This window comes from Candidatus Melainabacteria bacterium RIFOXYA2_FULL_32_9, from assembly GCA_001784615.1.
In the GTDB taxonomy this organism is placed as follows: domain Bacteria; phylum Cyanobacteriota; class Vampirovibrionia; order Gastranaerophilales; family UBA9579; genus UBA9579.
Window position 1 is genome coordinate 2,217 of the sequence record MFRQ01000055.1, and the last position, 6,878, is coordinate 9,094.

General features: G+C 32.5%; 5 protein-coding genes and 2 pseudogenes (2 of these 7 cut by a window edge). All 7 read right to left on the reverse strand.

The genetic code is table 11. The annotated features are described in order from the left end of the window. Nucleotides 1-86 (reverse strand): annotated as a pseudogene (locus tag A2255_07315) (5'/3'-nucleotidase SurE) (it extends 694 nt beyond the left edge of the window). A gap of 416 nt (nt 87-502) precedes the next feature. Further along, nucleotides 503-1,690, reverse strand: a complete 1,188-nt coding sequence (locus A2255_07320) for an 8-amino-7-oxononanoate synthase (GenBank protein ID OGI21717.1) — start codon at nt 1,688-1,690, stop codon at nt 503-505. Then, entirely contained in the window at nt 1,680-2,735 is a 1,056-nt protein-coding gene (locus A2255_07325; protein ID OGI21718.1) for a lipopolysaccharide heptosyltransferase II, read from the reverse strand. The genes A2255_07320 and A2255_07325 overlap by 11 nt, the downstream gene beginning before the upstream one ends. Before the next feature lie 350 nt (nt 2,736-3,085). Beyond that, nucleotides 3,086-4,174: a tetraacyldisaccharide 4'-kinase gene (locus A2255_07330; protein OGI21719.1), complete on the reverse strand. Its 1,089-nt coding sequence runs from the start codon at nt 4,172-4,174 to the stop codon at nt 3,086-3,088. A 9-nt stretch (nt 4,175-4,183) separates the two neighbouring features. After that, nucleotides 4,184-5,560 carry a hypothetical protein gene (locus A2255_07335; GenBank protein OGI21720.1) on the reverse strand — a complete coding sequence of 459 codons (1,377 nt, stop codon included), beginning with the start codon at nt 5,558-5,560 and terminating at the stop codon, nt 4,184-4,186. 82 nt (nt 5,561-5,642) lie between these two features. After that, a complete protein-coding gene (locus A2255_07340; GenBank protein OGI21721.1) occupies nt 5,643-6,368 on the reverse strand; it encodes a hypothetical protein in 726 nt (241 codons plus the stop codon). 8 nt (nt 6,369-6,376) lie between these two features. Next, nucleotides 6,377-6,878 (reverse strand): annotated as a pseudogene (locus tag A2255_07345) (hypothetical protein); it runs 308 nt beyond the window's last position.

The following is a 6,878-nucleotide window of genomic DNA, read 5'->3' on the forward strand; positions in this document are numbered from 1 at the left end:
ACTTCATGTTCGAATGCCAAGCGCTCAGCTAATGTTCTAATCCCGATTGCATGGATTCCATCATCATTTGAGATAAGTATGCGCATATTGCTCCTTTTTGTATAAAATACTCAATTTACCCAGTACAAACATAATAGCATTATATTAAATTTTTTAGTCTAAAACTGACAGTGACCTTGTAGACATTTAGAAAGTGTAAACTTAAAACATGAAAAATTGCGTATTTAAAATTTTAGTAGTGCTCTAACGATAACTGATAACTTTAAATTAAGTCTTACTGCTTCAGTGGCTAAGCCACACTCATAAGTCATCAATTATTCCAATAATACCTCATTATTTGTTTCAAAGGCTTTAGTCGTTAACCTAAGTTAGGTAATGGATATTACCAAATTTTAAAGCATCTTCCTTTCTTTTGTCATGGTATAAATAGATGAAAACAGGTTTGTGTAAATTCTAAAATCCAGATTATAAAAAGAGCTTAGCCCAATAGGCCATCTTTTAATTAAAACTGGCTTGAAATTTCCAAAGAGAGCTTTTCTAAAAGATAATCTAAATCCTGTTGTCTATGTAATGCCATTGTACATAAACGTATTCTTGACGTTTCAACAGTTGGTGGCCTAATAGCAGTAGCCAAAATCTGATGTTCTTCTAAGAGTTTTTTTGAAAATTTGATAGTTCTCTCAGTATCACCTACTCTCATACAAAAGATAGCAGAATTTGATGGTATAACTATAATATTCCCATTTCTCTGTATTTTATTCAGTTCAGACCTTAGATAGTTAATATTTTGATATAATTTATCTCTTAAATTGTCAGCTTTTTTAATAATTTCAATTGCTTTTATTGAGGCAGCAATTGAGGGGATTGTAGGAGCAGTTGAGTAAATAAAGGATCTTGACTTATGAATCAGGTAATTTATTAATTCTTTTTTACCTGCAATATAACCACCTTCAACTCCTGCGGCTTTGCTTAATGTCCCCATTTGTATGTCAACTTTATCATTAATTCCAAATTCATGGGCTAATCCCTGTCCATTAGGGCCATATACTCCAAAGGCATGGGCCTCATCTACAAATAAAATAGCCTCATATTTTTCTTTTAACTCTACAATTTCTTTTAGAGGTGCTCTATCTCCATCCATACTAAATATGGTATCGGTAATAATTACGTTAAATCTATATTTTTGATGATTTTCACTTATTAATTTTTCCAGATCAGAAATATCACAGTGTTTATAGATAAATTTGTTTGCACGTGAAAGTTTTATCCCATCAATTATGCTGGCATGATTTAGTTGGTCTGAGTAAACAGCATCGTTCTCGTTTAATAATCCTGCTATAGTTCCTAAATTAGCTGCATATCCTGTTGAAAAAACAAGAGCCTTTTCAGTGTTTTTGAATTTAGCTATTTTATCTTCAAGTTCTAAATGTAATTCGTGCGTTCCGGATATTAATCTTGAACCGGTAGATCCTATACCATATTTTTCGATAGCTTTTATTGCTGCTTCCTGTAGTCTTTCATCACCTGCTAACCCTAAATAGTTATTAGATGACATTTGAAGAATCTTTTTATCTTTATAAGTAATATATGGGCCTGATTTTGAAGATACAGGCTTAAAATCTCTATAAAGATTTTGTGTTTTAATTTCTTTTAGATTTTCTTCAAGAAAATTGTAAAATTCAGACGACATTTTGCATTTTATCCAATTGATCGTTACATTTCTGTATTACCATATCAGGTGTAATATTTTTAAGACAGGCATTGTCTTCAGGACATTTTTTGCTCCTTAAATCACACGGGACACAAGGAATATTTGAGTAAAGAGCTGTATGAATATCACCCCATGCTTTCCATTTTTCTGGATTCATAGGTCCATATATTCCTATTACAGGAGTATTCAGGGCTGCTGCTATGTGAAGGGTGCCTGAGTCGACCCCGACTACAAAATTCATTCTGCTTATTAAAGCCATACTATCTTGAATTGATAATTTTCCACACAGGTTAACTGGTTCTATAATTAGTTTATGTTCTATTGAGGCATGTATTTTTTCATACATTTGGTCATCTTTTTCTGTGCCTGTATAAAAAATTTGCGCTCCTTTTTGATTTATAAGGTATTTAATTACTTCTGCAAACTTTTCAGGCTGCCATTCCTTCTTTGGATTTCCACTTGTAGCATGGATTAAGATTTTAGGTGCTTCTTTGATATTAAAATCTTCTAATATTCGGTCTATCTTTACACGTGAATCCTCAGAAATCCAATTTTCTAAATAATTATCCGTTACAGGAACGTTATCTGCTCTTAGTATGTCAAGAAAACATTCAATTTCATGCTTGTTTTTAATATATTGGACTCTTTTAGTCAGCAATAATCCTCTATATTCTGTATTAAAACCGATTCTTTCTTTTATACCAGCTAAAAATACAAGAATAGCGCTTGATAATGATCTTTTTAGTACATAGGCTTTATCATATTTTCGTTCTTTTAGTAATTTAACATAGCTAAAGAAGTTCTGCTTAGCTTTTGGTGTGCTTTCATATTTATGTTTTCTAGTTGTATCAAATGTAATTAAATTGTCAATATAGGGACAGTCAATCAATACATCACCTGAAACAGGTCCAACAAGCATATCAATTTGTGCATCAGGATAAGCCCTTCTTAAATTACGCAAAAAGGGTATGGTAAGAATAGTATCACCTATAAATCTATATCTAACTACGAGTATTCTAGTCATTAAAGATATTTTTCCTTTGTGGTATTGATCTTCTTTACTTTGCAATTACTGCAAGATGAATTTAGAATTGTTTTCTAATTAAATACTCTAAATTATTGAGTAGTGCAACAACGTAAGCTAAGTGGCTGTGCAGGAATGTCTCATGTCATCACGAGGTTTCTTTTAGAAGCCGTGGTGATCTTTCCAATTCTGAATAATGGCTTTTAATAGTAAAATAGATAGATTGCCACAGATTCCTTCGGAATCTTCGCAATGACAGAGGTTGTTTTTCTGACTCGTACATTTTTTATTTCCTGGATAGGTTCTAAGCCACATTCTCAAGTTAAGTATCATTCCAGTGAGGACTTAATTTAGGTAATGGATATTACCAAATTACTTAAATCAATTTCTATATCTAATTTTAATGCAAAAATAGGAATTTCCGTTTCAACTTTATCAATAATTGACGCTAATTTGACTGCATCTTTTTCTGTCGTTATTATTGCTTCTATTTCAAGCTTTTTAGCTTCTGTAAATATATTTTTTAGATCATCTCTAGTGTAAAGATGGTGATCTGTAAACTCTTTTGAAATAGCTACATCAATATTTTGCTTTTGAAGATAATTAAAGAAAAACTCTGGCTGAGCTATTCCTGTAATTGCATAGGCTCTTACGGGTGAATTAAGTACTTCTGAGGTTTTAATATTGTATATTTCACCATTTGTAAATCTGCATAAATAAACAGGTTTATTATATTTTGCTTTTAAGTTTTCTATAAATACAGAACAAGCTTTTTCTACATTTGCATCATAGGGCTTCTTATTAACCACAACTATTTTGTCAGCTCTTTTTATTTCTTCTATTGATTCTCTCAATGGTCCTGCTGGCAATAATTGATTATTTCCAAATTTTTTATTGCAATCTATAACAAGGATATTAAGATCTCTTTCCAGCTTAATGTGCTGAAATCCATCATCAAGAATAAGAACTTCAGCCCCGAAGTTCTCTATAGCATGTTTGCCAGAATTAATTCTGCTTTTACCTGTTAAAACAGCCACATCTTGTAATTTTGTTGCCATTAAATATGGCTCATCTCCTGCATCATGAGGAGCATGATAAATGGTTTTGCCATCACTAATTACATTTATTGCTTTGGTTGGAAGTTGTCCTCCATAGCCATGACTTAGTATAGCTGTATTTTTATTAAGATAATTTTGGATATAATTAGCAATTTCAATAGTTAAAGGAGTCTTGCCAGTTCCACCTGTCGTTAAATTGCCTATAGATATAACAAAGGCTGGCAATTTGGTTTTTTTTAGAATATCTTTACTATACAAAAAATTTCTTATATTAGAGCCAGCGTGATATAGCACTGAAATACCTGATAATAACCCTTTAAGAGCTTTTTCTTTATAATTTAAAGATTCTGAATAATGGATTTTATTTAAAAATCTTTTCATATTGCAGTACTAAAATAAAAGTCTGAATAGTAAAAATCTTTTATTTAATTTATTGGAGAATAGTTTCAAGTTTTCTGATATTTCTGAGGAATCGTTTAAAATTTCTTTTAAATTATCTTTTTCTTCAGTATTTAAACTGTTAACATTATCCAGAGTGACTGATAATTTAGATAATGAATCATTAAGATTGACTAAAGTGCTATCAAGCTTGCCTTTTAATTCCTGATCCTGAGTTATATTATTTATATAACTTGTTATTTCAGATAAATCTTGAGCTGAATTATTAACCAGAGCAAGGGTTTCTTTGAGCGTTGGATCTTCAAGCATTTCTGAGATACTTGAGGCTGATTTTTGAATCGATTTAGTGGTAGATAGTAGGCTATTTTTGACTTCAGGATCACCGACAATATTATTTATATTATCTGCTAAAACCACCATTTTACCAGATAAATCCTGCGCAAGTGTGGAAATATTATCTATCTCTGTTTTGGAACTTCTTAAAAGTTCTGTTGCCAGGCTAAGAGTCGATGTTGCTTCTTTAGATAAATGCTTTGTATTCTTTAAAATTGTTTTTAAATCATCAATTGATTCTTCAGAGAGCAATGAGTTAATTTTATCATTAGTTTCCTGTAATGCTATGGCTGACTCAAGTTGTACATCGAAAAACTTCTTAAGTCTAATAGGTTCAACGATTGTGTATTTACCGTTAGCTGAAATTTGAGCAATAATATCTTTTGGTGGTGTTAGCCTGAGTACGTATTTATTATTCGGATTACTTGCTGATAAGGTTTTTAAACTAGCAATTGAATCTTCTGGAATTATTACACCTGGTTTTGTAACTATGTATCCAATTTTATAAGCGTATGTTGTTACAATATTTTCTTGCTGAATAGGTGTTAAGGTTTTTATATTAACAATTTCAGCATTTTTAATTTCACCTACAGGGATATATTCATTTCCAACCAGTAATTCTACAGGTGTTTTCTCATTGATAATAGTTTTTATGTGGTGATTGATAGGCAATAGAGCTGTTTGAACTTGAGGAGGGGTTATTTCCAGGAACTTTTCTCCAATAATTCCTGATTGTTGAATGGAGATAGTCGATGCTTGAGGGATAGTTATGTCATCTTCTGTTATAACGAATTTAACAGTGACATAACTTTCATCATCCGTGATAACAGGAAGCACTTCTTCTACCTGTCCGATTCTAATACCCATCATTTGCACGGCTGAACCGGGTCTCATTCCATCTACGTCATGAAATCTAACTTCTGTACGTTCTCCTGCAGAAATAGCTCTACCTTTTAACCACATTATTCCTAAAGTTAATATGACTAGAGATATTAATGTTAAAATCCCGACTTTTGTTGCAGGTGAGATTTTCATAACTATATTTTTGTCTCCATTATTTAATGACAGTATATCAATGATTTAAACATATTTGTAATTGTTTATAATTAGTCTGTATTTATCCTGCTGCTGTGCGCATAGGACCTTCTCTGTTTGCATTAACGAATTGATGTGCATATGAATCTGTTGATTGTGCCATTTCATCTGGTGTACCTTGCCAGACTATCCCTCCATCATATAACATAATTATCCTATCCGCAGTCCTCTTTATAGTTGACATTTGATGAGTTACAACTATTGATGCAGCATCGAGTTCGCTCTTAAGTTGTGCAATATAATCCTCGATGACGGTAGAAGAAACAGGGTCGAGTCCTGCTGTTGGTTCATCATATAGAATAATTTTGGGATTAGTAACTATTGCCCTTGCAAAGCTAACACGCTTTTGCATGCCGCCCGATAATTCACTTGGGACCTTATCTTCAATGTCCGAAAGGCCTACTAGTCTAAGCTTTTCTTTAACCACTTCTTTAATTTGATCTTCAGTATAAAGCTTTTTAAACTCTTTTCTTTCTTTAAGTGCAAAGGCAACGTTTTCGTAAATGTTTAAAGAGTCAAATAAAGCTGAATACTGAAATACCATGCCGATATTATTGTCACCCAGTTTGATATTTCCCGAGTCTGGTAAAGTAAGTCCACTTATGATTTTAAGGATTGTACTTTTGCCTGACCCGCTAAATCCTACTATTGCTAGAGTTTCACCAGCATTAACGTCAAAACTGACATCTTTCAAGACAATTTTATCATCAAAGCTTTTATATATGTTTTTAAGTTGAATTAACATCATTATGCCTTTTATTCAAAAAATAATAACGAGATTATGTAATCTACAACTACAACAGCTACAAATGACCATACTACTGCTTTTGTAGTGGACCTGCCTACATCCTTTGCGCCACCTTGAGTTTTATAGCCCAGAGATGAACTTATTAATGCAATCATACCACCAAATATACAGGCTTTTAAGAGACTAACAAATATATCTTTTCCACTTAGTCCTCTCCAGACTGAATCGATATAATTTAGCACGCTCAATTCAGATACGATGTTGGTGGTAATCATGCCACCTATAATTCCTACCGTATTAGCGAGGATAATCACAAATGGCATTATAAAAAAGCCAGCCAGAATTCTGGGAACAATAAGAAAATATATAGGATCAACTCCAAGAACCCTCATGGCGTCAATTTGTTCGGTAACTTTCATGGTTCCAATTTCAGCTGCCATTGATGAACCCACCATCGATATTACCGCAAAACTTCCCATTATAGGGCCAATTTCCCTAATAATGGATACT